The 24,964-nt window shown below is 35.5% G+C and carries 29 protein-coding genes and 3 tRNA genes; 19 read left to right on the top strand and 13 right to left on the bottom strand.

All coding sequences use genetic code 11. The features are described 5' to 3' along the window. Nucleotides 1-59: 59 nt before the first annotated feature. The 3 genes from ACIGAM_RS09050 to tgt are packed head-to-tail and all read right to left on the bottom strand — an operon-like array spanning nucleotide 60 to nucleotide 3,165. Nucleotides 60-971, bottom strand: coding sequence for a DMT family transporter (locus tag ACIGAM_RS09050; protein WP_396511138.1), 912 nt, complete (start codon nucleotides 969-971; stop codon nucleotides 60-62). Next, nucleotides 958-2,034 carry an LptF/LptG family permease gene (locus tag ACIGAM_RS09045; RefSeq protein ID WP_396511137.1) on the bottom strand — a complete coding sequence of 359 codons (1,077 nt, stop codon included), beginning with the start codon at nucleotides 2,032-2,034 and terminating at the stop codon, nucleotides 958-960. The genes ACIGAM_RS09050 and ACIGAM_RS09045 overlap by 14 nt, the downstream gene beginning before the upstream one ends. After that, complete coding sequence (gene tgt, locus ACIGAM_RS09040; RefSeq protein WP_396511136.1) at nucleotides 2,035-3,165, bottom strand: tRNA guanosine(34) transglycosylase Tgt; 1,131 nt, start codon at nucleotides 3,163-3,165, stop codon at nucleotides 2,035-2,037. 192 nt (nucleotides 3,166-3,357) lie between these two features. Between tgt and ACIGAM_RS09035 the strand changes: the two genes are divergently transcribed. The 3 genes from ACIGAM_RS09035 (at nucleotide 3,358) to ACIGAM_RS09025 (ending at nucleotide 5,908) form a co-directional block, all read left to right on the top strand. Then, nucleotides 3,358-4,203 (top strand): transketolase, encoded by an 846-nt coding sequence (locus ACIGAM_RS09035; protein ID WP_396511135.1) that lies wholly within the window; start codon nucleotides 3,358-3,360, stop codon nucleotides 4,201-4,203. Nucleotides 4,204-4,247: 44 nt separating this feature from the next. Next, the gene (locus ACIGAM_RS09030) at nucleotides 4,248-5,201 is read left to right on the top strand and encodes a transketolase family protein (protein WP_396511134.1); all 954 of its coding nucleotides are present in this window, start codon (nucleotides 4,248-4,250) and stop codon (nucleotides 5,199-5,201) included. 122 nt (nucleotides 5,202-5,323) lie between these two features. Then, a complete protein-coding gene (locus tag ACIGAM_RS09025) occupies nucleotides 5,324-5,908 on the top strand; it encodes an outer membrane beta-barrel protein (RefSeq protein ID WP_396511133.1) in 585 nt (194 codons plus the stop codon). 95 nt (nucleotides 5,909-6,003) lie between these two features. On the opposite strand, the gene ACIGAM_RS09020 is transcribed toward ACIGAM_RS09025, so the two are convergent. Next, the gene (locus ACIGAM_RS09020; protein WP_396511132.1) at nucleotides 6,004-6,909 is read right to left on the bottom strand and encodes an FKBP-type peptidyl-prolyl cis-trans isomerase; all 906 of its coding nucleotides are present in this window, start codon (nucleotides 6,907-6,909) and stop codon (nucleotides 6,004-6,006) included. A 76-nt stretch (nucleotides 6,910-6,985) separates the two neighbouring features. On the opposite strand from ACIGAM_RS09020, the gene ACIGAM_RS09015 reads away from it, so the two are divergent. Genes ACIGAM_RS09015 through ACIGAM_RS09005 form a run of 3 tightly spaced genes read left to right on the top strand, consistent with a single transcriptional unit; the run spans nucleotide 6,986 to nucleotide 8,467 of the window. Then, a complete protein-coding gene (locus tag ACIGAM_RS09015; protein WP_396511131.1) occupies nucleotides 6,986-7,375 on the top strand; it encodes an RNA-binding S4 domain-containing protein in 390 nt (129 codons plus the stop codon). Next, nucleotides 7,365-7,958 carry a methyltransferase domain-containing protein gene (locus ACIGAM_RS09010; RefSeq protein WP_396511130.1) on the top strand — a complete coding sequence of 198 codons (594 nt, stop codon included), beginning with the start codon at nucleotides 7,365-7,367 and terminating at the stop codon, nucleotides 7,956-7,958. Before ACIGAM_RS09015 ends, ACIGAM_RS09010 begins: the two co-directional genes overlap by 11 nt. A 5-nt stretch (nucleotides 7,959-7,963) precedes the next feature. Next, nucleotides 7,964-8,467 carry a phosphoribosyltransferase family protein gene (locus tag ACIGAM_RS09005; RefSeq protein ID WP_396511129.1) on the top strand — a complete coding sequence of 168 codons (504 nt, stop codon included), beginning with the start codon at nucleotides 7,964-7,966 and terminating at the stop codon, nucleotides 8,465-8,467. Here ACIGAM_RS09005 and ACIGAM_RS09000 read toward each other — a convergent pair. Further along, nucleotides 8,459-8,977 (bottom strand): shikimate kinase, encoded by a 519-nt coding sequence (locus tag ACIGAM_RS09000; RefSeq protein ID WP_396511128.1) that lies wholly within the window; start codon nucleotides 8,975-8,977, stop codon nucleotides 8,459-8,461. The genes ACIGAM_RS09005 and ACIGAM_RS09000 overlap by 9 nt on opposite strands. A 121-nt stretch (nucleotides 8,978-9,098) precedes the next feature. On the opposite strand from ACIGAM_RS09000, the gene ACIGAM_RS08995 reads away from it, so the two are divergent. The 3 genes from ACIGAM_RS08995 (at nucleotide 9,099) to ACIGAM_RS08985 (ending at nucleotide 9,475) form a co-directional block, all read left to right on the top strand. Continuing rightward, nucleotides 9,099-9,174, top strand: a tRNA-Lys gene (locus ACIGAM_RS08995). Nucleotides 9,175-9,258: 84 nt separating this feature from the next. Then, nucleotides 9,259-9,331, top strand: a tRNA-Lys gene (locus ACIGAM_RS08990). Nucleotides 9,332-9,392: 61 nt separating this feature from the next. After that, nucleotides 9,393-9,475, top strand: a tRNA-Leu gene (locus tag ACIGAM_RS08985). A 128-nt stretch (nucleotides 9,476-9,603) separates the two neighbouring features. On the opposite strand, the gene ACIGAM_RS08980 is transcribed toward ACIGAM_RS08985, so the two are convergent. Then, nucleotides 9,604-10,251, bottom strand: a complete 648-nt coding sequence (locus ACIGAM_RS08980) for an SDR family oxidoreductase (protein WP_396511127.1) — start codon at nucleotides 10,249-10,251, stop codon at nucleotides 9,604-9,606. 183 nt (nucleotides 10,252-10,434) lie between these two features. On the opposite strand from ACIGAM_RS08980, the gene trxA reads away from it, so the two are divergent. After that, nucleotides 10,435-10,734 carry a thioredoxin gene (gene trxA, locus ACIGAM_RS08975; protein WP_396511126.1) on the top strand — a complete coding sequence of 100 codons (300 nt, stop codon included), beginning with the start codon at nucleotides 10,435-10,437 and terminating at the stop codon, nucleotides 10,732-10,734. 56 nt (nucleotides 10,735-10,790) lie between these two features. Further along, on the top strand, nucleotides 10,791-11,207 hold the full coding sequence (locus tag ACIGAM_RS08970; RefSeq protein ID WP_396511125.1) for a hypothetical protein: 417 nt from the start codon (nucleotides 10,791-10,793) through the stop codon (nucleotides 11,205-11,207). Nucleotides 11,208-11,209: 2 nt separating this feature from the next. Here the strand turns inward: ACIGAM_RS08970 and ACIGAM_RS08965 are convergent, their stop codons facing one another. Further along, a complete protein-coding gene (locus ACIGAM_RS08965; protein WP_396511124.1) occupies nucleotides 11,210-12,328 on the bottom strand; it encodes a DEAD/DEAH box helicase in 1,119 nt (372 codons plus the stop codon). Nucleotides 12,329-12,446: 118 nt separating this feature from the next. On the opposite strand from ACIGAM_RS08965, the gene ACIGAM_RS08960 reads away from it, so the two are divergent. The 8 genes from ACIGAM_RS08960 to ACIGAM_RS08925 all read left to right on the top strand — a co-directional run bounded on the left by ACIGAM_RS08960 (nucleotide 12,447) and on the right by ACIGAM_RS08925 (nucleotide 20,781). Further along, a complete protein-coding gene (locus ACIGAM_RS08960; protein WP_396511123.1) occupies nucleotides 12,447-13,307 on the top strand; it encodes a ChaN family lipoprotein in 861 nt (286 codons plus the stop codon). A 112-nt stretch (nucleotides 13,308-13,419) separates the two neighbouring features. Next, on the top strand, nucleotides 13,420-14,094 hold the full coding sequence (locus tag ACIGAM_RS08955) for a TetR/AcrR family transcriptional regulator (RefSeq protein ID WP_396511122.1): 675 nt from the start codon (nucleotides 13,420-13,422) through the stop codon (nucleotides 14,092-14,094). Between the two features lie 13 nt (nucleotides 14,095-14,107). Beyond that, a complete protein-coding gene (locus tag ACIGAM_RS08950; RefSeq protein ID WP_396511121.1) occupies nucleotides 14,108-15,775 on the top strand; it encodes a peptidase domain-containing ABC transporter in 1,668 nt (555 codons plus the stop codon). Between the two features lie 6 nt (nucleotides 15,776-15,781). Then, nucleotides 15,782-17,131, top strand: a complete 1,350-nt coding sequence (locus ACIGAM_RS08945; RefSeq protein WP_396511120.1) for an HlyD family secretion protein — start codon at nucleotides 15,782-15,784, stop codon at nucleotides 17,129-17,131. After that, a complete protein-coding gene (locus ACIGAM_RS08940; protein ID WP_396511119.1) occupies nucleotides 17,128-18,534 on the top strand; it encodes a TolC family protein in 1,407 nt (468 codons plus the stop codon). Before ACIGAM_RS08945 ends, ACIGAM_RS08940 begins: the two co-directional genes overlap by 4 nt. A 98-nt stretch (nucleotides 18,535-18,632) precedes the next feature. After that, a complete protein-coding gene (gene map, locus ACIGAM_RS08935; protein ID WP_396511118.1) occupies nucleotides 18,633-19,451 on the top strand; it encodes a type I methionyl aminopeptidase in 819 nt (272 codons plus the stop codon). Nucleotides 19,452-19,477: 26 nt separating this feature from the next. Further along, nucleotides 19,478-20,017 carry an HNH endonuclease gene (locus tag ACIGAM_RS08930; RefSeq protein WP_396511117.1) on the top strand — a complete coding sequence of 180 codons (540 nt, stop codon included), beginning with the start codon at nucleotides 19,478-19,480 and terminating at the stop codon, nucleotides 20,015-20,017. Further along, on the top strand, nucleotides 20,014-20,781 hold the full coding sequence (locus ACIGAM_RS08925; RefSeq protein WP_396511116.1) for a class I SAM-dependent methyltransferase: 768 nt from the start codon (nucleotides 20,014-20,016) through the stop codon (nucleotides 20,779-20,781). Before ACIGAM_RS08930 ends, ACIGAM_RS08925 begins: the two co-directional genes overlap by 4 nt. A gap of 5 nt (nucleotides 20,782-20,786) precedes the next feature. On the opposite strand, the gene ACIGAM_RS08920 is transcribed toward ACIGAM_RS08925, so the two are convergent. The 6 genes from ACIGAM_RS08920 to ACIGAM_RS08895 are packed head-to-tail and all read right to left on the bottom strand — an operon-like array spanning nucleotide 20,787 to nucleotide 24,902. Beyond that, a complete protein-coding gene (locus ACIGAM_RS08920; RefSeq protein WP_396511115.1) occupies nucleotides 20,787-21,788 on the bottom strand; it encodes an FAD:protein FMN transferase in 1,002 nt (333 codons plus the stop codon). Continuing rightward, nucleotides 21,788-22,150: a Na(+)-translocating NADH-quinone reductase subunit F gene (locus ACIGAM_RS08915; RefSeq protein WP_396511114.1), complete on the bottom strand. Its 363-nt coding sequence runs from the start codon at nucleotides 22,148-22,150 to the stop codon at nucleotides 21,788-21,790. Before ACIGAM_RS08915 ends, ACIGAM_RS08920 begins: the two co-directional genes overlap by 1 nt. Nucleotides 22,151-22,210: 60 nt before the next feature. Further along, complete coding sequence (locus ACIGAM_RS08910; RefSeq protein WP_396511113.1) at nucleotides 22,211-22,963, bottom strand: LytR/AlgR family response regulator transcription factor; 753 nt, start codon at nucleotides 22,961-22,963, stop codon at nucleotides 22,211-22,213. Further along, on the bottom strand, nucleotides 22,960-23,754 hold the full coding sequence (locus ACIGAM_RS08905; protein WP_396511112.1) for a sensor histidine kinase: 795 nt from the start codon (nucleotides 23,752-23,754) through the stop codon (nucleotides 22,960-22,962). Before ACIGAM_RS08905 ends, ACIGAM_RS08910 begins: the two co-directional genes overlap by 4 nt. Further along, the gene (locus tag ACIGAM_RS08900) at nucleotides 23,736-24,353 is read right to left on the bottom strand and encodes a hypothetical protein (RefSeq protein ID WP_396511111.1); all 618 of its coding nucleotides are present in this window, start codon (nucleotides 24,351-24,353) and stop codon (nucleotides 23,736-23,738) included. The genes ACIGAM_RS08905 and ACIGAM_RS08900 overlap by 19 nt, the downstream gene beginning before the upstream one ends. A gap of 12 nt (nucleotides 24,354-24,365) precedes the next feature. Continuing rightward, nucleotides 24,366-24,902, bottom strand: a complete 537-nt coding sequence (locus tag ACIGAM_RS08895; protein WP_396511110.1) for a hypothetical protein — start codon at nucleotides 24,900-24,902, stop codon at nucleotides 24,366-24,368. Between the last annotated feature and the right edge of the window lie 62 nt (nucleotides 24,903-24,964).

Here is a 24,964-nt window from a genome sequence, read left to right as displayed (position 1 = left end):
ACGGTTTTAGAAACCTTTTGCCAAAGTCTTAACCCATTTTAATCGTGAAGCCGTCTTAATTATTCTACTTGTTTTTTTAATAGTCGGGCATTGCGCCTTTTACGTTGCATTTTTAAAATACCATTACCTATAACTGTAAGTAAGATTAGTAATGCTCCGTAATAAAATCCTGTATTCATCTCTTCTGCATCTCCCAGAATTAAATACGCTAATACGATCCCATAAACAGGCTCCATATTAGTGGTAAGCATTACCGTGTAAGGTGTTAAATGCTTCATCACTTTAATTGCAGCTATAAATGCATATGAGGTACAAATGGTAGCCAGTATTAAAATATAAAACCAGTCTGATTCTTTTAACTGAAAAAACTCAGCATCAAAGCGGGCCGTGATAAGAAGAAAAACAGTTATAAATAAAGTACCGGTAAGTAGCTCATAAAAAGAAATCACGACATGATTATGTTTTTGTATAAACTTCCCATTAATTAAGGTGAAAATTGCAGATAGTAAAGCTGAAATAAGAGCCACAATTATACCTTCAGTATACCGGGTTTCTACTTCAAATATGAGGTATAATCCTGCGATTACCAACAGACCAAAAATTATCTCGTACCAGATCACTTTCCGCTTATAAAATATAGGTTCAAGTATACTTGTAAAAAAAGCTCCTGTACTCATCATAGCCAATGTTATAGATACATTTGAGAGTTTTATGGCTCCAAAAAATGTAAGCCAGTGGAGTGCTATGATAATTCCGGCAGCGGTAAGCTTTAATTGATTTGACCGTGTTGTTTTAAGCGATATTTTTTTATATCGAATGTACAGATATATAAAAAATGAGGCGATAAGCATTCTATACCAAACCAGCGCTACCGTGTCTACAGTAATTAGCGCACCTAAAACTGCTGTAAACCCCCAGATAAACACAATAAAGTGAAAATGAAGGTAGCTTTTTAAACTATCGTTTTGCATTATTGAGCAGATAAATGGCTAAAATACCAAAGAGTACATTAGGTAACCAGACCGCTACCAGCGGAGAGAAATCAGATTGTTCTGATATAGTACCAAAAACTTTATCAAAAAATATAAATATAAATGCCAGTGAGATACCTAATGCAAGGTTAATTCCCATACCTCCTCTGCGTTTCATTGAAGAAACTGCTACAGCTATTATCGTAAGTATATAGGCACTTACCGGTAAACTGAATCGTTTGTATAAAGTCACTTCATACCGGTTAATAGCAGAAGATCCTCTTGCTTTTTCTTTAGCTATAAACTCGCGCAGTTTTGGGGTTGTTAGAGTTTCTGCGATATATTCTAACGGAGTTAAATCTTCTAGATCAAAGGCAAAAAGAGTATCTAGTTTTGTCTCGCTTATTAAAATATCACCTTCCTTACCTATTATTCTTTTTTTGTATCCGTTAAGGCGATACAAGGTATCTTCAGGACTGTAGACAATACTACGGGCTTGAATTTTGTATTTTAAGGTATTATCTTCAAAATGTTCTAATGTAAAATTCTGTCCCATTTTACTTGAAGGAGTAAAACGGCTCACGTAGATAAAATCATTGTCATTTATCTGGCGATACACATTGCGTGTTTCCCGGTCTGCTTTATTATTCTTTAAATATTCATAAGAAAACTCATTAAATCCCCTGCTCGCTGCCGGTGCTAAGTACGTACCTAAAATATATGCACCTACACAAACAATGGTTGCTCCTATTAAGTAAGGACGTAAAAATCTGTAAAAAGAAACACCAGAACTTAAAAAAGCAATAACCTCGGTATTATTAGCCAGCTTTGACGTAAACCAGATAACAGATAAAAACAAAAACAGCGGAAATAACAGGTTTGCAAAGTAAACTGTGAAGTTTAAGTAATATAACGCCACTTCCAGAAAAGGCACTTCATTAGCAAGCATCTTATCTATCTTTTCGGCAAGATTTACAGTTATCCCTATGGGAATAAATAAAACAAGCATCATGATAAATGTACCCAGATAACGCTTAAGAATGTACCAGTCTAGGATTTTCATTTATAACCTTTTGTCCATTTGTTTAACCATTTTTTCTTTCCAGGAATAAAAATCTCCAGCGATAATATGTTTACGCGCCTCACGTACCAGCCACATATAAAAACCTAAGTTGTGTATTGTTCCTATTTGCCTTCCCAGAATTTCATTTACACTAAAAAGATGACGTACATAAGCTTTAGAATATTCTTGATCTACCCAGGTCGTTCCGTCTGGATCTAATGGTGAGAAATCTGCTTCCCACTTTTTATTCTTGATGTTTATTGTACCGTGTTGCGTAAATAAAGTACCATTTCTACCATTACGGGTTGGCATCACACAGTCGAACATATCTATACCTAACGCAATATTTTCTAAAATATTTATAGGTGTACCTACCCCCATAAGGTAACGCGGTTTTTCCTTCGGAAGAATTGCGGTAACAATTTCGGTCATTGCATACATTTCTTCAGCCGGCTCTCCTACAGAAAGTCCGCCTATGGCATTCCCTACCGCTCCTGCATTTGCTATATATTCCGCAGATTGTTTTCTTAAATCTTTATAAGTACTCCCCTGTACAATAGGAAAAAATGCTTGATCATAACCATATTTAACCGGTGTTTTATCGAGATGATTTATACAACGATCTAACCAGCGGTGCGTCATATGCATAGATCGTTTTGCATAATTGTAATCGCAAGGATAGGGAGTACACTCATCAAAAGCCATGATAATATCTGCACCTATGCTGCGCTGTATTTCCATTACCCGCTCTGGGGTAAACAGGTGCATAGACCCATCTATATGTGATTTAAACTTCACACCTTCCTCTTTAATTTTACGGTTTGCAGAAAGAGAATATACCTGATAACCGCCACTATCTGTCAAGATATTACGATCCCAGTTCATAAACTTATGTAAACCACCGGCCTTCTCGAGAATATCTATTTGAGGACGCAGGTATAAATGATAGGTGTTACCCAGAATGATATCAGGGTTGATATCTTCTCTAAGCTCTCGTTGATGCACACCTTTAACTGTACCTACTGTGCCTACCGGCATAAAAATAGGAGTTTCAATAGTACCGTGATCTGTAGTTAGTGTACCTGCGCGTGCTTGACTGCCTGCGTCAGTATTAAGAAGATTAAATTGCATAGCTTAATTTAGAGGGGCAAAGATAAAACTATTTAACAGATAGATAAGAAAGACATCACGTCATAATGCTAATTATGCAGTAGAAAATGAAAAGTTCTTAATTTTCCTTAAAAGCTTAGTAATATATAGGTTATTGATTGTAATCCCTATTCAAAAACGGTATTTTTGAAGTTCAATTTTAACTCAATAAAAATGCCAAACACAAAACAATTAGAGGATTTTGTTTCTCAGGTAAGAAGAGACATCGTAAGGCAAGTACATGGAGTGAACTCTGGTCATCCAGGAGGATCTTTAGGTTGTGCAGAATTTTTTGTCGCCTTATATCAAGAAGTAATGAAGCGTAAAGATGGCTTTGATATGGATGGCAAAGACGAGGATTTATTCTTCCTGTCTAATGGTCATATATCACCCGTATTTTATAGCGTTTTGGCTAGATCAGGATATTTTCCTGTAGCTGAATTAAATACATATAGAAAAATAAATTCACGTGTACAGGGTCACCCTACCACGCACGAAGGTTTACCGGGAATTCGTATTGCCTCTGGTTCACTAGGTCAAGGAATGAGTGTAGCCTTAGGTGCTGCTCAAACTAAAAAATTAAATGGAGATCCTAACTTAGTGTATTCTTTACACGGTGATGGTGAACTTCAAGAAGGTCAAAACTGGGAGGCAATTATGTATGCTTCTGCAAACAAAGTTGATAATCTTATCTCAACTATAGATTTAAACGGTCAGCAAATTGACGGTAGTACAGACCACGTTTTAAATATGGGAAGTATTCGCGCTAAGTTTGAGGCTTTTGGCTGGGAAGTTCTTGATGTAGAAAAAGGAAATGATATTACTGCGGTAGTAGAAGGCTTAAATAACGCAAAATCATTAACAGGAAAAGGAAAACCTGTTTGTATTTTACTACATACTATAATGGGTAATGGTGTAGATTTTATGATGGGTACTCACGCTTGGCATGGTAAAGCGCCTAATGATGATCAACTTGAATCTGCTTTAACTCAAAACCCGGAAACTCTAGGTGATTATTAATCACGTAACACTCAAGAGATTTCTAAAACTTTAAAAATACATTCATGAAAAAATATATAAACTCAGGAAATATAGATACACGTTCAGGTTTTGGTGCGGGTATGGATGAACTTGGAAAGACTCACGAAAATGTAGTTGCTCTTTGTGCAGACCTTACCGGTTCTCTAAAACTGAATGACTTTGAAAAAAATCACCCAGAACGTTTTTTTCAAACGGGTATCGCTGAAGCAAATATGATAGGTATGGCCGCGGGTATGACCATAGGAGGTAAAGTACCTTATGCTACTACTTTTGCAAACTTTGCTACAGGTCGTGTTTACGATCAGATACGTCAAAGTGTGGCCTATTCAGGTAAAAATGTAAAAATCTGTGCTTCTCACGCCGGTCTTACGTTAGGCGAAGATGGTGCTACGCATCAAATTCTTGAAGATTTAGGTTTAATGAAAATGTTACCAGGAATGACGGTAATTAATACGTGTGATTACAATCAAACCAAAGCAGCGACAATCGCGATCGCAGATCACGAAGGCCCTGTTTATTTGCGTTTTGGTCGCCCTAGCGTTGCTAATTTCACAGAAAAAGATGGCAAATTTGAAATAGGTAAAGCATTGCATTTACTTGATGGTTCTGATGTAACTATCGTTGCTACCGGGCACTTGGTTTGGGAAGCAATTAAAGCTGCTGAAGAATTAAATGAAAATGGAATTAGCGCTGAAGTAATAAACATTCACACTATTAAGCCGCTAGACGAGGAAGCAATTTTAAATTCTGTAAAGAAAACCAGATGTATTGTTACCTGTGAAGAGCATAATTTTCTAGGTGGTTTAGGAGAAAGTGTTGCGCGCGTACTGGCTACTAACGACCCTGCTCCTCAAGAATTTGTGGCAACTCACGATACCTTTGGCGAAAGTGGAACTCCTGCTGAGCTTATGGAAAAATATGGTTTAAATACTAAATCTATTATTGAAGCCGTTAATAAAGTGCTGACAAGAAAGTAAACATTTTAAGGACAATTCCTAAAAGTGTTTACCTCTATCAACCAAAAATTCTGAAGGTTTTTAAATAAACCAAACTTAATTTTAACGGCTCTAAAAAACAAGAAGAGCACAAAATAACCGATATGAAGAATTTATTTTTAGGAATTTTATTTTTAGCCGCAGGCGCAGCACACGCACAATCAGACCCTGGTTTTGGTATAAAAGCTGGTCTTAACTATGGCGGAACAGGAGATATAAGTGATTCTACAAAGAAAGCTTACGAGAATCCAAGTAGTGATATAGGTTATCACATAGGAGTTTTTGGACGTACTGGAGACAAACTGTATTTTAGACCAGAGCTTGTATATACTAAGCTTAATTCTACTTATGAAGATTCTGACTTTAGTATGCAAAAATTAGACGCACCCTTATTAATAGGTTACGAAGTTTTTGGTCCACTTAATGTATTTGCAGGACCTTCATTGCAATATATACTAGACACAGACTATGATGGCCTGACTTTAGGAGATGTAAAAAATGATTTTACAGTAGGACTTAATGTTGGAGCCGGAGTATCTCTGGGTAAACTAGGAATTGATTTACGTTATGAAAGAGGCTTTGGAGATAACGAAGCAGAGTTTTTAGACACTAACGGAATTATTAGAGATGGTTCTCGTATAGATACACGACCAGACCAGTTAATTTTAAGTTTATCGTTAAACCTCTAAGGTTAGTAAAACCGAAAGATTAAAGTGATAAAAAAATCCCCGCAAGATCTAATCTTGCGGGGATTTTTTATTATTCTTAGTTAAGCAAGAGGATATTAGTTTACATCAGGATCTAAATAGTCTGGAGTACCATCATTATTAGAATCTGTATAGGTTATAGTACCATCTGCGTTAATTACAATCTCATCACGCGTAAGAGTACCATCGCCATCGTCATCTGCATCTAAATAGTCTGGAATATTATCTCCATCACTATCATCTTCTATTTCATTTAAAAAATTATTTCCATTAATATCTTCTTTCCAATTAGGAACACCATCATTATCATCATCAGTGTCTTCAACAGCTCGGTAAAGGTCAAATGTAAAAACAAGATCTGAGTATGCGCTATAACCTGATCCTGAACCATTGAAATACGCTAAACCACTAGGAATAAAAACAGCTCCAATACCATAATCATTACCGAAACTTACTGAACCATCTGCATTTTGGGTGAACTGAGTACCTGCTTTAAGATTTTTTAAACCGTTTGCAAACCCAAATACAACTTGTGTTAAATCAAACCAAACCGGTGTTACTGAACTATCAAATTTAGCACCACCCACAACATTACCTTGATAATTTACAAAAGTAGAATCTGCAAACGTAGGCTGTAAACCAGCACCCTCTCTAGCTATTAAACTATATAACGTATACTCTGTGTCCAGATATGTAAACTTCTCTTCAACAACCTGCGACATTAAAGGTGTTTTATCTGAATTTGAACCACTTATCGTATCAAATACAATTTTATAATTAAAACCATCTTCTTTAGCTTCAAACTCCTCATAATTATAAAAGTGGGTATTTAAATACGCTTTCAAATTTGCCTGACTTTCAACTTCAACCTCACCTCGATCACGCGGTGGAGTAACTTCTACAGAATCATCATCTTTGCTACACGAGGCTAAAATAAAAAGGCCTAAAACAGCCACAATCACATTTCTAATCATATTCATCATATTCCTTTTAGGTCGCGCAAGATACAATTTTGCGCTATTTTTGTGTTATTAAAAACGAGCTTTAAAGCAATAGATTATGCGAGTTGACAAATATTTGTGGTGTATACGGTACTTTAAATCACGTTCTATAGCTACGAATGCCTGCAAAAAAGGACAGGTAAAAATTAAAGATGTTGCAGTTAAACCTTCACGAGAAGTTTTTCCGTCAGACACTATACAAGTTAGAAAAAATCAGGTTGACTATGTTCTTGAAGTCATAGAGCACCCGCCCAGCCGTGTAGGCGCTAAACTTGTGGGACTTTATGTCATAGATAAAACACCCGCAGAAAACCTGGAAAAATTAGACCTGCTTAAATATTCTAAAGATTATTACCGCAAACGCGGTACAGGCCGCCCTACTAAGAAAGATCGTAGGGACCTCGATGATTTTCAGGATACAGATGATTTTTTTGAAGATGTTGAATAAAAACTATTGGGAAAGCAGGTATGCCGAGCGTAATACCGGTTGGGATATAGGTTACGCCTCAGACCCGTTAGTAGCGTATTTTGATCAATTATCTAATAAGAATCTTAAGATTTTAATTCCGGGAGCCGGCTTTGGTCACGAGGCAATATATTTATATAAACAAGGCTTTACCAATGTGACGGTATTAGATTTGTCTACTTCAGCATTACAAAACCTAAAGGCTCATTTACCTGATGTACCAGATTCGCATTTTATAGAAGGTGATTTCTTTAAGCATTATGAAACCTATGATCTTATTATTGAGCAAACTTTCTTTTGTGCATTAGACCCCGATTTAAGATTAGATTACGCACAACACATGAATCAATTACTTAAGCCTTCCGGAAAAATAGTGGGATTGCTTTTTAATTTTCCGTCTACAGAAAAAGGGCCACCTTACGGAGGAAGTGAGTTAGAATATCACAAGTTATTTTCCGAAGAGTTTACTATAAAAATACTAGAGCCTTGTTATAATTCTATAAAACCACGTCAAGGCAACGAACTCTTTTTTATATTTGAAAACAAACAGCAACCCGCTAACTAAATCTTATGAAAACTGCCGTGCAAACAATACTTAATCACGAAGACATTGAACATAAAATACGCAGAATTGCCTATCAGATTTATGAAAGCAATGTAAATGAGGAAGAACTCATTTTAGCAGGAGTTGCGCAAAACGGATATGTAATTGCAAAACGTTTGAAAGCTATTTTAGAAACTATTTCTGATCTAAAGTGTACGCTCTGTAAGGTAACTATGAATAAAACTGCACCTCAAGGTACGGTTACAACATCACTTACAGAAAGTGAATATCAAGATAAATCTCTTGTACTTATTGATGATGTTTTAAACTCGGGAACAACTTTAATTTATGGAGTTAAGCATTTTCTAGATGTACCACTTAAGCAATTTAAAACAGCAGTGCTCGTAAACCGAAACCACAAAAAATATCCTGTAAAGGCAGATTATAAAGGCATTTCACTAAGCACATCTCTTCAAGAGCGTGTTAAGGTTAGATTTAAACCTGGTAAAGATTCTGCTATATTAGAATAGGCGCGTTTTTAATTCTTCTATCAACTCAGGTACAGAACGGTCGTTTACAAGAAGCTTTATAGTAGCTTGGTTGTAATAAAAACTGCGTTCAAATAAATGCTTGCGTATAAACTCTTCTAGCTTCTCTTGAGTTTCCTGATGTTTTAAAACGGGCCTGTGATCCCGCTGCGTCCACAGCCTTTGAGTTAGTTCACCTACACTAACATTAATATAAACCGAAGTGCCCTCTGCGGCCTTTATACGATCTATAGCGTCCCCATAACAAGGAGTTCCGCCACCCAGACTAATAATGGTATTTTCAAAACCTACAAGCAGCTCATCTAAATATTGCGATTCTCGCCTTCTAAAATAAATTTCTCCTTTTTCCTCGAAAATTTCTGCAATAGATCTCCCCTCTTTTTGCTCTACGTAGTCATCAAAATCGATATAATTCATCTCTTTTTCGGCAGCTAAAATCTTACCTAAAGTAGATTTACCAGAACCCATATAGCCTATTAAATATATTTTCATGCTTAAAATTACTGATTTTCAGAAGCCTAAGCTCTGTCTTACTATTTTATTCAAATTTATTACAAAAAGGCTTGGTAAGATTAAAAAAATGGATGTATATTTGCAGCCGCATTTAAGGAAAGACTTGGTAGCTCAGTTGGCAGAGCATCTCCCTTTTAAGGAGAGGGTCCTGGGTTCGAGCCCCAGCCAAGTCACCATATTAAAACCAGATCTCAACGTCTGGTTTTACTTTTTAAAACTTTTTAAAATCGTTGAGATTTAAATAAATCTGAGTTGTAAAAGACTTGGTAGCTCAGTTGGCAGAGCATCTCCCTTTTAAGGAGAGGGTCCTGGGTTCGAGCCCCAGCCAAGTCACGAGAATAAAACCAGATCTTAAGGTCTGGTTTTATTTTTTAAAACTAATTTTGATTTAAACACCCGGATGCTGGAATTGGTAGACAGGCACGGTTGAGGGCCGTGTGTACTCTGTACGTGTGGGTTCAAGTCCCATTCCGGGTACAAAAAAACCCCTGTAAACATTAGGTTTACAGGGGTTTTTATTTTAATTAAATGGCGGTACTATCAATATTCCTTTAAATTTTGAATCTAATATAATACATTAAGACACTCCAACATATTACATCTTATTAAAAAGCTTTTAAAGCATCTTCAATACGCTCATCACCTTCTATCATCTCAAATACCGCATTCTGCGCTATATCGTCGTTTAAAACGTGCACTAGTGTATATGCAACATCATCACGGGTTATTTTACCCATATCAACTTTTTCTGCAGCTGTGATTTTACGCGTTCCTTCTTCATCCTTAAGAGTTCCAGGACGTACGATACTATATAATAATCCACTTTTCTTGAGGTGATTATCTGCATTTTGTTTAGCCTCTAGATAATGCTCTAACTCCCCTCCTGTTTCAGGTTTATCTGCATTTATAGAACTCAACATTATAAATTTCTTAATTCCTGCTTTCTTTGATACGTCTATAAGACTTTTGGCTCCTTCTTGATCTACTGCTGTTGTTTTTTCAGGACCTGTACTTCCTCCAGAACCTGCGGCAAAAATCACTTTATCAATACCTTCTACAACGTGCGAAAGATCTTTTTCTAAATCACCTAAAACGGTATCAACATCAAGTATTTTAAACTGCTCTTTTTGCTCTTCTTTGCGCACCATAGCAACCGGATTATAATATTGTGATTCTCTTAAATATTCCACAATCTTTTTTCCCGTTGTACCGTTTGCTCCAGCAACTAAAATATTTTCTTTACTCGTATTCATAGCTTACAATTTTTATAAAGTCAAACTGCGACTTCTTCATATTTATAAATTAATCAATACAAATTTAGTTAATTGACTAAGCTTCAAATATTTTCTTAACGCCCTTTAACGCTGGTATTGGGATAGTATTAAGATGTAGTTAAAGCATTTTGTGAATAAAAAGAAACTCCTAGCTTTGTAAATATGAAAACAACCTTTGGCAATCTAACTGAATCATCAACGCCGGTGTTGATAGACTTTTATGCAACTTGGTGTGGCCCTTGCCAGACCCTAGCTCCTATACTTGAAGATGTGAAAAAAGATTTAGGCGAAAAAGTAAAAATCATTAAGGTTGATGTAGATAAAAATCAGGCGCTTGCTCAAAAATTTCAAGTGCGTGGTGTTCCTACGCTGATGCTTTTTAAAAATGGAAAACAACTTTGGCGACAAAGCGGAGTGCTTACTAGAGCAGATCTAAAACAGGTTGTAGAAAAGCATTCATAACGCCTATTAATTGCTGCGCTTTTATTTAAATTTAGAGCCTATAACTAACCAAGTTTATGCCTTTAGATTTTATAAGAGTATTGCTTGATACCGGGATGCTTATCCTTATCTGGCTAGTGCAATTAGTAATTTACCCTGGATTTTGCTACTATTCTGAAACAGATTTGATTTTATGGCATAAAAAATACACTACCCGACTTTCTTACATTGTAATGCCATTAATGATAGGCCAACTATTAGTTACCGCAGTACAACTTTTAAATGTAGTTACAGTTTATACGCTTGTAAGTGGATTTGTGGTTATCGCATTGTGGCTGTCTACCTTCATTCAGTTTGTACCACTACATAACAGTATTGCCACAAAAACTGCAGCGAAAGAAACCCCTCAACGTCTGGTTAAATTAAATTGGATTAGAACTGTACTATGGACCTTCCTATTTATATGGAGTATATTCTGGTACAGTCACGTTTAGATCTATCTACTTTTAACTTCTCCAAAGCCTATTTGCAAAGACTTTTCATAACTACGTAAAATACGCAGCTCCTTAGTAGTCACTAAAGCAAGAGAAAGACCCTCTTTACCGGCTCTGGCAGTTCTACCACTTCTATGGGTATAATATTCTTCCTGATCTGGCATCTGGTAATGAATTACAAAAGTCAAATCCTGTACATCAAGACCTCGTGCTGCTATATCTGTAGCAACAAGAAGACGTAGACTTTCATTTTTAAAAGCACGCATTACTTTATCGCGCTCTTTTTGCAACATATCTCCCTGTAAAGCTTCCGCAGCTATATTTTTTGCTATTAATTGTTTAGCCAACTTAGTTGCTGCCGCTTTAGTTTTACAAAAAATAATACCACGCTCATCACCTCTGGTTTTTAAAAAATCTAAAAGTATTGGCAACTTATCTGTTTCCTCACATTGCAAAAATTTATGGTCTATATTTTTATTCACCACATCTTTACTTATCTGAATACGATGTGCTTCAGAAGACATATGTTCATTTACAATCTGCTTAATTCCGTGAGGCATAGTGGCAGAAAACAACCACTTATTATCTACATTTTTTACCGCATTTAAAATCTCGTCTAACTGCTGTTTAAAACCCATACTTAACATCTCATCTGCCTCATCAAGCACCACTGTGTTTACATAGGAAAGATCAATTATTTTTCGATTTAGTAAATCTATGAGTCTACCCGGTGTAGCTACAATTATATGTGTAGGTCTTAATAGATTTTTTATCTGAATGTCTATTTTCTCACCTCCGTAAATAGCTTCTGTAAAAATTTTATCTGTATATTTTGTGTATCTAAACAGCTGCTTTGCCACCTGCTGACAGAGCTCTCGTGTAGGACACAATATTAGAGCCTGTATATTTTTTTTCTTAGGATCTATGCGCTCTAAAATAGGCAAACCATAAGCAGCAGTTTTACCGGTACCTGTTTGCGCCTGTCCTACAAGATGTGTTTTTTCCTGTAATAATATAGGAATAACCTCTTGTTGAATTGGTGTAGGATTTATAATCCCAAGCTCTGTAAGTCCCTTGATTAAGCCGGCACTTAAGCCCAGCTCTTTAAAATTGTCTGCCATGTTAAAATTTTGAAGCGCAAAGATAGTCAACACTTGTACTAAAACTGTAATAAGAAATTAAGATTAGGACATTTAGCACCTCTTTATTCTTGTATTTTTAAATTTAAAAATCTCAACTATGCGTTTACTTCTAATTTGCAGCTTTCTAATACTCCTAAATAGTAAAACTGCACATTCTCAAGACAAGCCTGCTTATCAATTGTTTGATGCTGATGGTAAAAAGGTAAGTTACCGTGTGATGCTTGATTCTTTAAAAAATGAAAAAGACATTATTTTATTTGGTGAAATGCACGACAACCCTATCGTGCATTGGTTAGAACTAGAAGTAACAAAAGATTTAACCGAAACAAAAAACCTCATATTAGGTGCAGAAATGATCGAAACAGATAATCAAGATGAAATAAATTCTTACTTGAAAGATAGTATAAGTTTTAAAGAGTTTGCCACATCTGCACGACTTTGGGTCAATCATAAAACAGACTACCAGCCGCTTATTGATTTTGCTAAAGCCAATAAACTAAGATTTATAGGGACAAACATCCCACGGAAGTACGCCAGTATGGTTTACAAGCAAGGCTTTGAAGTTTTAGACAGCTTACCTCCTATTAAAAAACGATTTATAGCCCCCTTACCTATCTTATTTGAACCCAATTTACCACGTTACAAAGAAATTTTAAATATGATGGGAGATCATGGAAGTCCGCAATTAGTAATGGCTCAAGCGATAAAAGATGCTACAATGGCTCATTTTATATTAAACAATTTAGAGAAAGAGCACCTGTTTATACATTACAACGGCTCCTATCACAGTGACTTTCATGAAGGTATATTATGGTATTTAAAGCAACAGGCTCCACAACTTAAATACACAACAATTACTAGTGTATCACAAGAAAAATTAGACACTCTAGAAGTTAATTACCTCAACCAGGCAGATTTTATTATTGTTATAGATGCAGATATGACTACAACTTACTAGTCTTAAGCTGCCAAAGTAATTCTAAATAAAACTCGTAGAAATGAGTTAAAAAAGTGTGAAACATTCAAAATTAATAGTAATACTATTATATTTGCAATCAAAATACTTTTTTATGAATGAGTTACTTAAAAATATTAGGATTACCATTAATGAAGGGATCTATTTAAAAGATCCCGAGTCTTCAAAATTAGGCAAGCGCATAATTGAAGATGGTATTCTACTTATTGATGAATTGGGCTTCGACAATTTTACATTTAAAAAATTAGGAGATCGAATTCAGTCTAATGAAAGCTCCATTTATAGATATTTTGAGAATAAACACAAATTTCTGGTTTATCTCACCTCCTGGTATTGGGGTTGGAAAGAATACCAGCTTGTATTTGCAACTATAAATATTTCAAACACCAGCGAAAAATTAATAAAAGCAATAGAGATTCTCACTCGTGAGGTTGAGCAAGATCAATTATTCTCACATATTAATGAAGTTGCCCTTAGTAAAATAGTCATAAATGAATACTCAAAATCCTATTTGACAAAGGAGGTAGATAATGAAAATAAAGAAGGTTATTTTGTAATTTACAAACGCTTATCTAGTCGTTTAAAAGCAATGATAATAGACGTAAATCCTAACTACCCATATCCCGCAAGTTTAGCGAGTACCATACTGGCAGGTTCTTTACATCAGCATTTTCTTATAGATCATTTTACCTCTTTAACAGATTGCAATGCAAGCACATCGCCATCACAGTATTTTATACATCTCACTTCTACACTACTAAATTCATAACTCCCTACTAACTATGGATAAGAAATCATACACGCCCTGGCAACGCTTTGTGGGGCTATTAAAATTAGAGCGCAAAGACTTTTTACAAATATTATACTATGCGATTTTTGCCGGTATAGTAAGTCTTTCACTTCCGTTAGGTATTCAAGCAATTGTAAACTTAATTCAAGGTGCGCAAATTAGCACCTCGTGGATTGTTCTGGTGGTTCTAGTAACGCTAGGTGTCGCTTTTGTAGGTGCTTTGCAACTTATGCAAATACGCATCGTAGAAAATATTCAGCAAAAAATATTTACTCGGGCTTCGTTTGAATTCACATACAGATTCCCTAAAATTAAAATGAGTGAGCTTCGGGATTATTATCCACCAGAACTTGCAAACCGCTTCTTTGATGTACTAACCATACAAAAAGGACTTTACAAGTTAGTTCTTGATTTTCCGGCAGCAATGGTGCAAATCATATTCGGTTTGATTTTATTATCATTTTATCATCCCTTCTTTATTTTTTATGGGATGTTACTCGTAATTCTTATTTATCTGGTATTCAAATTCACCGGAAGCACCGGTTTAAAAACAAGTCTTACAGAATCTAAGTACAAATACAAAATTGTACACTGGATACAGGAAATCGCACGTACCCTTATAAGCTTTAAACTTTCGGGTAGATCAAGTTTAGCCTTAAATAAAAATGATCAATTAGTAAGCGAGTATATAGATTCAAGAGAGAGTCATTTTAGAATTCTACGTATTCAGTTTATCCAAATGATTGGCTTTAAAGTACTAGTAACCGCAGGTCTGTTACTAATAGGTGGTATACTGGTACTTAATCAACAAATGAACATAGGGCAATTTGTAGCAGCAGAAATTATAATCTTACTCATTATAAATTCAGTAGAGAAATTAATTCTGGGGCTTGAGAATTTCTATGATTTATTAACAGCCTTAGAAAAAGTAGGACAGGTGGTTGATAAAGATTTAGAGTCTCAAAACCTAGCAACACCCTTTCAAGATTCTGATTCACTTACCCTTGAGCTTAAAAATATAGGCTATGTAGATGATCGCGATACTAAAAGTATTTTAGACACAATTACTCTTAATATAAATCCCGGTGAACATTTGCTGATAAATGGTCCTAACGGCTCGGGCAAATCTACATTGCTTAAAATAATAGCGGGCCTTATTGAACCCACATCTGGAGATTTCTATATAAATAATAAATCTATTCAGGGGATAAGCCTTAATCATTACCGCTCATTACTAGGGCAATCTTTTCCTGATGAAACTCCTTTTGAAGGTACCTTATTAGATAATATAACATTTGGCGATGAATCAATTTCTCAAAAAGACATTGACTGGGCTGTAGAAAAAATGGGATTATCAGAATTTGTAAAAAATCAACCTTTAGGATTGCAAACTTTATTAAAGCCAGAAGGAAAGTTTCTCTCAGAGACCATTGCAAACAAGATTATTCTGGCTCGAAGTATCGTAAAAAAGCCTAAAATACTTATACTAAAAGAACCCCTCAATAAATTTTCATCTGAAGAAAAAGAACGTATAATCAACTTCTTATTTGATAAATCTAATACCTGGTCGATTGTAATTGCCAGCAAAGATGCAATGTGGAAAAACTATTGCGAACGGGTTTTATGGCTTGATGGCGGTAAAATTTCAACTACTAATTAAATAGCTATGCTTAATATATCTCACAATAAATTAAATAAAGCGGTTGATCTTTCTAAGTATAAATCTTCAATAAAAGTTTTAGAAAAAGAACATTACGCATACTTCAACAGATTTTTAGCTGTGTTTGCCATTATTCTGCTTATAATTTTGTTTTTACCGTGGACGCAAACTATATCTTCGGCAGGATTTGTTACTACACTAACACCAGAGCAACGTCCGCAAACCATTCAATCTCCCATTCCGGGAAGAGTCGAAAAATGGTATGTGCGCGAAGGAGATTTTGTAGCCAAAGGAGATACGATTCTTTTTATTTCTGAAATAAAAAATGAATATTTTGATCCTAACCTGGTAGAACGTACAGAACTGCAAGTACGTGCTAAAGCAAATTCTGTAGAATCTTACACCCAGAAGGTAACAGCACTAAATAATCAGATAGCTGCACTTAATAATGAGCGTGTTTTAAAATTAAAACAAGCCGAAAATAAACGCATACAAGCCGGTTTAAAAATTAAAAGCGACAGTATAGACTTTGAAGCCGCTAAGACTAATCTAAGTATTGCACAGCGACAGTATGAGCGAACGCTTAGTTTACAGCAAGAAGGCTTAAAAGCGGTTACAGATGTTGAAGAAAAGCGATTAAAACTTCAGGAAACAGAAGCTAAACTAATCTCTCAGGAGAATAAATTACTGGCAACACGTAACGAACTTTTAAATGCTCAAATTGAGCTTAATAGATTAGAAGCAACTTATATAGATAAAATATCAAAAGCGCAGAGCGATAGAGCTACTGCTCAATCTAGTCAATATGATTCTGAAGCTGCGGTTAGTAAATTAGAAAATAGCCGTACTAATTATGAGATACGTAATGATCTGTATTACATACGCGCCCCACAATCTGGCTATATTAATAAGGCCATTATAGGTGGTATAGGTGAGACTTTTAAAGAAGGGCAACAACTAGTAGGGATTACACCTTCAGATTACGATATAGCAGTAGAGACTTTTGTTAAGCCTATAGATTTGCCTCTTATACATTTAGATGAAAAAGTGCGTGTTCAATTTGATGGGTGGCCTTCTATAGTGTTTAGTGGCTGGCCTAATAGCTCATTAGGAACCTTTGGAGCGAGAGTAGTTGCAATAGAAAATTTTATTAGCCCAAATGGAAAATACAGGTTACTACTGGCTCCCGATCCTGAAGAACAATCCTGGCCAGATGCCCTTAGAGTAGGGTCTGGCGCAAGTACAATGGCATTACTTGAAGATGTACCTATCTGGTATGAACTATGGAGGAAACTTAATGGCTTCCCTCCTGACTACTATACACCAGCAACAAAATCTGAAACTACAAAAAAATGATAAAGGCATTCTTTTTACTAATACTTTTGACTTTTAGTTCTTCGCTTTTTGCTCAGATAGATAGTTTAGAAACTTTAGGATTTAAAGAATATTTGACTCTGGTAAAACAGAACCACCCTATCGTAAAACAAGCTAATTTAATTAGGAAAAACGGGGAAGCTAAACTATTGAAAGCCAGAGGAGGATTTGATCCTAAAATTGAAGTTGATTTTGATCAGAAAGTATTTAAGGAAACTGAATACTACGATTTATTAAATGCAACATTTAAAATCCCTACGTGGTACGGTATAGATTTAAAAGCACAGTTTGAGCAAAATGAGGGCTATTACCTCAATCCACAAAATACAGTTCCTGAAAATGGCTTGTACACTGCCGGAATTTCGGCATCACTGGGACAAGGATTATGGATTAATGACCGTATGACTACTTTAAAACAAGCAAAAGTTTACCGTGAGCAAGCAAAGGCAGATCTTGACATAGCAGTAAACGTTGTTCTTTACGAAGCTTCAGTTGCTTATTTTGAATGGTTACAAGCTTACAAAAAAGTTAAACTGTTTGACCGTTTTTTAGAAAATTCGCAACTGCGTTTTAGAGGGATAAAGAGCAGCGCTTTAGCAGGAGACAAACCTCTTATAGATACTACCGAAGCGACTATTAGCGTACAAAGTAGAGCGCTTAATTTAAGAGAAGTTCAATTAGAATATATTAAGAAAAAATTGGAGCTGTCTAACTTTCTATGGTTAGGAAATAATATTCCTGTAGAGCTTCAGGAGGGAATTTTTCCGCAGGAAGAATTGGGGTTTTCTATAGATGAGATTTTAGACATAACAGGATTTGATCTTGCAAATTTTCAGCTTGAGGAGCATCCTAAACTTCGTTCTTTAAATTTTAAGGTGGAAGCTTTAGAACTTGACAGGCAATTAAAAGCTAATAATCTGCTCCCAGTTATTGACGTTAACTACAACTTTATATCTTCTGATGGTGATGATCTCAGCACTTTCTATACGCAAAATTACAAAGCGGGCTTACGCTTTAAAATGCCACTTTTTTTGAGAAAAGAGCGCGGTGATTTAAAACTGGCCAAGTTAAAAGTTCAAAACTCACAGTTTGAATTAACTAATTCAAAATTAGAGCTTCAGAATAAATTACGAGCGGTAACTACAGAATTGCAAGTACTTGAAGAGCAAAATCAACTGGCAGCAGAACTGGTGCGTAATTATGAAACGATGCTCTATGCAGAAGAACGCAAGTATCAAGTAGGTGAGAGTTCTATTTTTCTTATAAATTCTAGAGAATTAAAACTTATAGATTCCCAGTTAAAACAAATAGAAATCACAAATAAATTTTATAAAGCAAAAGCCAACCTCTTTAAGACAATTGCGACCAACCCTGATTCTATTTAAGAGATTTATCTCCTACATAAACCTCTGTTTTAATACTAAAATTTGTAATACCCAAAATTAGGTATTCTTTGTACCTTTGCTGAGTAAAATAGACACACATGATTATAGCAAAAACCAGAGAAGAGATAGAATTAATGCGAGAAAGCGCCTTGATTGTTTCTAAAACTCTGGGTGCACTAGCATCTGAAGTTAAACCGGGTGTTACCACCTTGTATTTAGATAAAATTGCAGAAACCTGCATAAGAGACCACGGCGCAATAGCTGGATTTTTGGGATTATATGATTTCCCAAATACGCTATGTATGAGCCCTAATGAACAAGTTGTTCATGGTATTCCTAATGCAAAACCTCTAGAAGAAGGTGATATTATCTCGATAGACTGTGGTGCTTTAAAAAACGGATTTTATGGTGATCACGCATATACATTTGAAGTAGGCGAGGTTGACCCCAGCACAAAAAAGCTTCTTGAAGTTTCTAAAGAGTCTTTATACAGAGGTATTGCAGAATTTAAATTTGGCAACCGCGTAGGTGATGTGGGTTATGCCATTCAAAAATATTGCGAAGATCACGGCTACGGTATTGTACGAGAGCTTGTAGGTCACGGTCTTGGCGCTAAAATGCATGAAGATCCTGAGATGCCTAACTACGGAAAAAGAGGTCGTGGTAAAAAATTTATTGAAGGTATGGTTGTCGCCATAGAACCTATGGTTAACAAAGGCACTCACCGCATAAAACAACATAATGACGGCTGGACGATTACAACGCGTGACAATGAGCCAAGTGCTCATTTTGAGCATGATGTGGCTTTAATTGACGGTAAACCAGAACTTCTTTCAACTTTTAAGTATATTTATGATGCCTTAGGCATTACAAGCAATGAAGAAGATGCTTTTAGAGCGCAGGCTATTACAAATTAGCAAAACATCAACACCCCCTACATACAATGCAATTAGAAACATGGATCAAGTACCGTGAAGATAATTGGGAAGAAAATTATACAATAGGTCTTTCTAATTATGGTAGAATACGCAGTTACAATAAAGGCCCTGAGGGTACTTTAATTAAAGGTGGCCATATTCATGGCTACGTGACTGTAAGCGCAAAACTGGCAAATGGTAAACGTAAAAATTACTACCTGCACAAACTCCTTGCTAAAGCTTTTTTAAAAGCTGCAGATGATGAGAAGGCGGTTTTACACCTCAATCACGATAAGAAAGATAACCGGATTGAAAATTTAAAATGGGCAACGCACAAAGAGCGTTATGCACATCAGAAAACGAGTCCGTTAGATATTAAAAGACGTACTTCGGGAGAACGCCATTATACTAAGCTGACTTTTGCCGAAGCAACAATACTTAAAAAGAAATTGCTAGATCCTAACCGTCGTACGCGACTAAAAGTATTAGCTAAACAATTTGGAGTTTCAGAAATGCAATTACATCGAATTAAAACAGGAGAAAACTGGGGTGATCTTAAAGTATGATTGCACAAATTTTTAAACGCATCCTCAACGCAGTCCCACGGCCTATTCTCATTAGATTAAGCTATATCGCAAGACCTGTTCTTGCGATAGGACTTAAAGGAGACCGCTATGAAGATCCTATAGACGGTAAAAGGTTTCGAAAATTTTTACCCTATGGTTATGGTAAGCAAAGAGAAAATGTGCTCTCGCCTTCTACCCTTTCTCTAGAAAGACATCGCTTGTTGTGGTTGTATTTATCTAAACAAACTAATTTTTTTACCGCTAAAGCGAAAGTTTTACATTTTGCTCCTGAACAGGCATTTTACAAGCGTTTTAGAAAGATGGAAAATCTGGACTATACCACTACTGATTTGAATTCGCCTCTTGCTGATGTGAAAGCTGATATTTGCAACCTCCCTTTTGAGGATGACGTGTACGATGTTATTTTCTGCAATCACGTTTTAGAACACATCAAAGACGATCTCAAGGCAATGCACGAACTTTATCGCGTATTAAAGCCCGGCGGAATGGCAATACTTCAAATTCCACAGGATTTAACGAGAGCCGTTACATTTGAAGACAACAGTATTACAGATCCTAAAAAACGCGCAGAAATTTTTGGACAGTACGACCACGTGCGCGTTTACGGCCGTGACTATTTTGATAAATTACGAACAGTAGGTTTTAAGACCGAAGAAATTGATTATACTGCTACCATACCGGCTACAGAAGTAGATAAATACCGACTGGCTATAGGGGAAATTTTACCGGTTTGTTATAAATAGGAAAACTAGTTTACTAGAAAATTCTTAAATCCTTTTGACATATAAACCGCGCTACTATCTACAGTTGCATAAATAAAATAAGCCTCTATATCCTGATGCTTTTCCAATACTTTTTTAGATTTCTCGAGACCCAAAGCCATAAAAGCGGTAGCAAAAGCATCTGCTTCTGCGCAGGTTGAAGCAATGACGGTTGAGCTTAAAATATCGCTTTTTTCAGCAAGTCCGTTAATAGGATTTACGGTATGTACAAAGCGCTGACCAGTTAAGGAATCTACTCTAAATTTTCTGTAATTACCCGATCCTGCCATTCCTTTATTGTCTAATTCTACAGCAGCCGTGTACCCCCTATCGTTTATTGGCGCATCTATATTCTCAATACCTACGCGCCACGGTTGTTTTTTATCTAAGTTTATTCCCGATGCAAGTAATTCTCCTCCTAATTCAACCAGGTAATTTTTAACACCATTTTGCTCTAACATCTTTCCTATGCGGTCTATACAATATCCCTTAGCAATACTATTGAAATCAAGATACACTGCGCTGTTTTCTTTTTGAATTTTTCCGGTCGCAGAAAGACTTATTTTATCTAGACCCACATAATTGCGCAAAGAATCTAAAACGACGCTATCTAGTACATTCAAGGGCTTTCCGGGACCAAAGCCATATGCATTTACTAAAATGCCTACTGTAGGATCGTAATAGCCACCAGTTGCATTATAAACCTTCCGCGATAGCGCTAAAACTTCTTTAAACATGGTATCTACAATAACTGTGGTATCGCCGGCATTAATTCTCGAAATATCAGAATCTGGCTGATAGGTACTCATAGACTTATTAATAGCTGCAATGGTAGAGTCAAACTTATTAACTACATCAAAACGTTCACTACTGTAAAACTGAACACTGTAGCCTGTTCCTAAAGCTTCGCCAGATAATGTTACTAATTGTGGTTCTTGCTTACAGCTTGAAAATTGAAAAAGTAAAAGAGCAATAATAAATAATCTCATTATTTAATTTCTTGAAGTCCGTTATAAATCACTGTGTAAGAAGTTCCTTTTTCTACAGGCTTCCCATAATCACTTGCACTACCTAAACCTACACCTGCATAAAATGTTTTTGCATTAAACTTATCTGCGTGCGCTTTAATCTCGTTCATAAAAAAGGGATCATACGCATTTGCATCATCAGGAAAACTCACTGCTTTTACGATTACAAAGTGAAGTTTTTTATCGCGTAAGGCTACAAATTGAGGATTGCGTTTAAGCTGAGAATTTACTCCTAAAAACTCAAAACCCTGTTCTTCTAAATCTTTACCGACAATGTTCATTGCAAGGTTATGTAGTTCTTGTTTATCTAATAGATCTGCCATTATACAAAGATACTATCTCTACATTTTAGTCAAGAAAAAAGAAACTATAATTCTTGCACTCTAACGCTCATTATTACGCAAGAGATTTAGAAAATCACTGCGCTTATTACGAGATACAGGAACTTGATGTTTGCCTTCTAATATAACGTACCCTTCATTAAGATAGGATTCCAGATAATCTAAATTTATCAAATGTGATTTATGAGTCTTAAAGAAAATTGAATCATCAAGTAAGTCTGCAAAATGACCAATACTATGCGAGCTCAATACAGAACTATTATCCTCAAGATATATTTTTGTATAACCGTCTGTACCTTCGCAACGTATAATCTCAGCTATTTTTAAAAATTGCAGTCCGTTTTGTGTAGGAACTACGATCTTTTTCTGCTGAAAAGTACGTACTCCCAAGTTTGCAATTAACTGCTTATTTTTAGAAAGCGTGTGCTTATATTCTATACTCTCAATAGCACGATGTACACTAAGTATCAAATCTTCTTTAGCGACAGGTTTTACGATATAGCCTATAGCGCAATGTTTTATAGCATCAACCGCATAATGATCAAAAGCAGTTACAAATATGATTTCAAAATTAGGCTCGTCAAACTCTTTTAATAATTCAAAACCAGTCATCGTAGGCATTGCAATGTCTAAAAAAATAAGTTCTGGCTTTTCAGATTTAATGAATGAAATTGCCTCTTCAGGCTTCTGACTTTGTCCTATAATTGTTAACTGCGGACAAAAGCGCTCGAGTTTATTTTGTAAAATCGCGAGTGCTTTAGGCTCATCGTCTATTAAAAATACTCGGATACTCATGACTCAAATCGTGTTTTAAAAATTAAACTTACACGCGTTCCGCTTAAATCTTTACGCTCTTTTATACGGTAATCAACCTTAAACTGATTACTGTACTCTAGCAACTTCAAACGATCTTTTAGTACTGCAGAAGACCTATTTTCTAAAGTCTTACCACTTTTTTTAAATAGTTCTTTTGACCTGGTAAGACCTATGCCATCATCTTCAATAATTACTTCAAAATCGTGCTCATTAAACGGTTTAAAAATTACACGTACCAGACCTTTATCATTTTTATGAAAAATACCATGATTTACTGCGTTTTCTACAATAGGTTGTAATAACATTGCCGGTATGCAGGTGTCTGTATCTAAATTTTTATCTACAGTAATCTTGTACTCTAACTTATCTTCAAAACGCATTTTCTCGAGTGCGAGATAGTTATTAAGAAGATTTATTTCTTCAACAATAGTAACGGTCTGCTGGCGCGAAAGCTCAAAAAACGAACGGATTAATTTTGAAAATCGAGTTAAATATTCTTCAGAAAGCTCAACTTCATTACGCTGTATATAATATTGAATAGCATTAAGTGAATTGTGCACAAAATGCGGATTCATCTGCGATCGTAAAGCTTGTAACTCAAGTTTATGTCGTTCCCGTTCTTTTTCAAACTCGACTTCTAACTTTGCTTTAATTAGCTCATTCTTTTTAGAAACAAATACGGTAAATAATAAAATCACCGCCACAACTACAACTACTGAAGCTAGCGTCATCGTGACGATGAGTTGATAATTTAATTCTTCTGTGGGCATAATAAAGCAGTTATAATACACCCGTAAAGTGGAATATTTAAGAATGCTATCACAATGTATAAACTAGGCGCTAAACTTCCATTTATTTTTGAAATGTAGACCTGTATAGGTAAATACCCGAGATTAAAAATCAATATTCCTGTGGTAATCCAGAATTTAGGATTTCGCTTAAACTCTATAAGATCATCATTATTCAGAAATTCTATATAAAATCTAAACACCAATACCAGCAATGCTATAGTAACAGAAAAAATGAAAATTACATTGTAATCAAGCATCCAGTTTTCTACTAACATACTTGTTACTAAACTTATTGAAAGCAAAGTAACTAAGATATACACCCATATTTTTTTATAAAGTATTCTATAAAACCAATAGCAAAAAAAGATACCGGTAAAGAGGTCATAAAAATTATAGATTAGCACATTATTGCCATACAGAATTATACACAGTTCTGCGCCAAACTCAATGAATATCATTATACTTAGAAAATAAATAAAATGATTTTGAGTACTTTTTTTCAGTTCGCTATGTCTCCAAATAGCTATTACTAACGCAATACCCATTAATAATTTTGCACTAAATTCTAAAATAAACATAGCATTTGAATATTAGTTACCTGACCCTTTTTTACGTGTTCCCACAGGATGTAGTTTATCGTAATATCCACCATCACCACCTGCTGGTAAAAATGAATCATCTTGAGGTAGTGAAATGAAATTTACGGGCGTAAAAGATGCTCCTCCTCCAGAAGCTCTTCTTGAAGTTTTAGTCTTTGGCGAATAGGCTGCTTCAAAAAAGACTGTGCTTTTTGCAACTCCACTACCTGACTCTTCTGCACCAAAATATACAAACATACCTACAGCTGCGACACTGTCTTGCTTTTTTAATGCAATGATAGACTCTAAAAAGAGTTGTAAATCTTCAACATTTGTAACTAATGCTCCTACATTATCAAGCTCATCAGCACCTAGTTCTTTGTTTATAAATGAATATTGATTGTTGAGATAAGCCTCATGCAATTGATCTGCTCGTTCTTTTGTTATAAGATTCTCTGGCTTTGCTACCTCTGTGTTTTTGATGCTTATACACGAGGTAAATAATACTGTTGTAAAAAAAATAACTGCGGAAGCTTTAATAATTTTCATAATAATTAGAATTAGTTGGTTAATAGCACATAATATACTCACTTTTAATAAGATATATCATA

The sequence above is a fragment of the Leeuwenhoekiella sp. NPDC079379 genome, from assembly GCF_044542075.1.
Lineage (GTDB): Bacteria > Bacteroidota > Bacteroidia > Flavobacteriales > Flavobacteriaceae > Leeuwenhoekiella.
This window is presented reverse-complemented; position numbering and strand designations above follow the sequence as displayed.

Bases quoted from the DNA above. Each gene is read 5' to 3' on its own strand.
- ACIGAM_RS08920 (WP_396511115.1), bottom strand. From the start codon at position 21,788: ATGAGATTATTTATTATTGCTCTTTTACTTTTTCAATTTTCAAGCTGT.
- ACIGAM_RS09015 (WP_396511131.1), top strand. From the start codon at position 6,986: ATGCGAGTTGACAAATATTTGTGGTGTATACGGTACTTTAAATCACGT.
- ACIGAM_RS08980 (WP_396511127.1), bottom strand. From the start codon at position 10,251: ATGAATACGAGTAAAGAAAATATTTTAGTTGCTGGAGCAAACGGTACA.
- ACIGAM_RS08970 (WP_396511125.1), top strand. From the start codon at position 10,791: ATGCCTTTAGATTTTATAAGAGTATTGCTTGATACCGGGATGCTTATC.
- ACIGAM_RS09000 (WP_396511128.1), bottom strand. From the start codon at position 8,977: ATGAAAATATATTTAATAGGCTATATGGGTTCTGGTAAATCTACTTTA.
- ACIGAM_RS08915 (WP_396511114.1), bottom strand. From the start codon at position 22,150: ATGGCAGATCTATTAGATAAACAAGAACTACATAACCTTGCAATGAAC.
- ACIGAM_RS09035 (WP_396511135.1), top strand. From the start codon at position 3,358: ATGCCAAACACAAAACAATTAGAGGATTTTGTTTCTCAGGTAAGAAGA.
- ACIGAM_RS08945 (WP_396511120.1), top strand. From the start codon at position 15,782: ATGCTTAATATATCTCACAATAAATTAAATAAAGCGGTTGATCTTTCT.
- ACIGAM_RS08950 (WP_396511121.1), top strand. From the start codon at position 14,108: ATGGATAAGAAATCATACACGCCCTGGCAACGCTTTGTGGGGCTATTA.
- ACIGAM_RS08960 (WP_396511123.1), top strand. From the start codon at position 12,447: ATGCGTTTACTTCTAATTTGCAGCTTTCTAATACTCCTAAATAGTAAA.
- ACIGAM_RS08900 (WP_396511111.1), bottom strand. From the start codon at position 24,353: ATGTTTATTTTAGAATTTAGTGCAAAATTATTAATGGGTATTGCGTTA.
- ACIGAM_RS09020 (WP_396511132.1), bottom strand. From the start codon at position 6,909: ATGATGAATATGATTAGAAATGTGATTGTGGCTGTTTTAGGCCTTTTT.
- map (WP_396511118.1), top strand. From the start codon at position 18,633: ATGATTATAGCAAAAACCAGAGAAGAGATAGAATTAATGCGAGAAAGC.
- ACIGAM_RS09025 (WP_396511133.1), top strand. From the start codon at position 5,324: ATGAAGAATTTATTTTTAGGAATTTTATTTTTAGCCGCAGGCGCAGCA.
- ACIGAM_RS09030 (WP_396511134.1), top strand. From the start codon at position 4,248: ATGAAAAAATATATAAACTCAGGAAATATAGATACACGTTCAGGTTTT.
- ACIGAM_RS08895 (WP_396511110.1), bottom strand. From the start codon at position 24,902: ATGAAAATTATTAAAGCTTCCGCAGTTATTTTTTTTACAACAGTATTA.
- ACIGAM_RS08940 (WP_396511119.1), top strand. From the start codon at position 17,128: ATGATAAAGGCATTCTTTTTACTAATACTTTTGACTTTTAGTTCTTCG.
- ACIGAM_RS09045 (WP_396511137.1), bottom strand. From the start codon at position 2,034: ATGAAAATCCTAGACTGGTACATTCTTAAGCGTTATCTGGGTACATTT.
- tgt (WP_396511136.1), bottom strand. From the start codon at position 3,165: ATGCAATTTAATCTTCTTAATACTGACGCAGGCAGTCAAGCACGCGCA.
- ACIGAM_RS09005 (WP_396511129.1), top strand. From the start codon at position 7,964: ATGAAAACTGCCGTGCAAACAATACTTAATCACGAAGACATTGAACAT.
- ACIGAM_RS09050 (WP_396511138.1), bottom strand. From the start codon at position 971: ATGCAAAACGATAGTTTAAAAAGCTACCTTCATTTTCACTTTATTGTG.
- ACIGAM_RS08925 (WP_396511116.1), top strand. From the start codon at position 20,014: ATGATTGCACAAATTTTTAAACGCATCCTCAACGCAGTCCCACGGCCT.
- trxA (WP_396511126.1), top strand. From the start codon at position 10,435: ATGAAAACAACCTTTGGCAATCTAACTGAATCATCAACGCCGGTGTTG.
- ACIGAM_RS08930 (WP_396511117.1), top strand. From the start codon at position 19,478: ATGCAATTAGAAACATGGATCAAGTACCGTGAAGATAATTGGGAAGAA.
- ACIGAM_RS08910 (WP_396511113.1), bottom strand. From the start codon at position 22,963: ATGAGTATCCGAGTATTTTTAATAGACGATGAGCCTAAAGCACTCGCG.
- ACIGAM_RS08965 (WP_396511124.1), bottom strand. From the start codon at position 12,328: ATGGCAGACAATTTTAAAGAGCTGGGCTTAAGTGCCGGCTTAATCAAG.
- ACIGAM_RS08955 (WP_396511122.1), top strand. From the start codon at position 13,420: ATGAATGAGTTACTTAAAAATATTAGGATTACCATTAATGAAGGGATC.
- ACIGAM_RS08905 (WP_396511112.1), bottom strand. From the start codon at position 23,754: ATGCCCACAGAAGAATTAAATTATCAACTCATCGTCACGATGACGCTA.
- ACIGAM_RS09010 (WP_396511130.1), top strand. From the start codon at position 7,365: ATGTTGAATAAAAACTATTGGGAAAGCAGGTATGCCGAGCGTAATACC.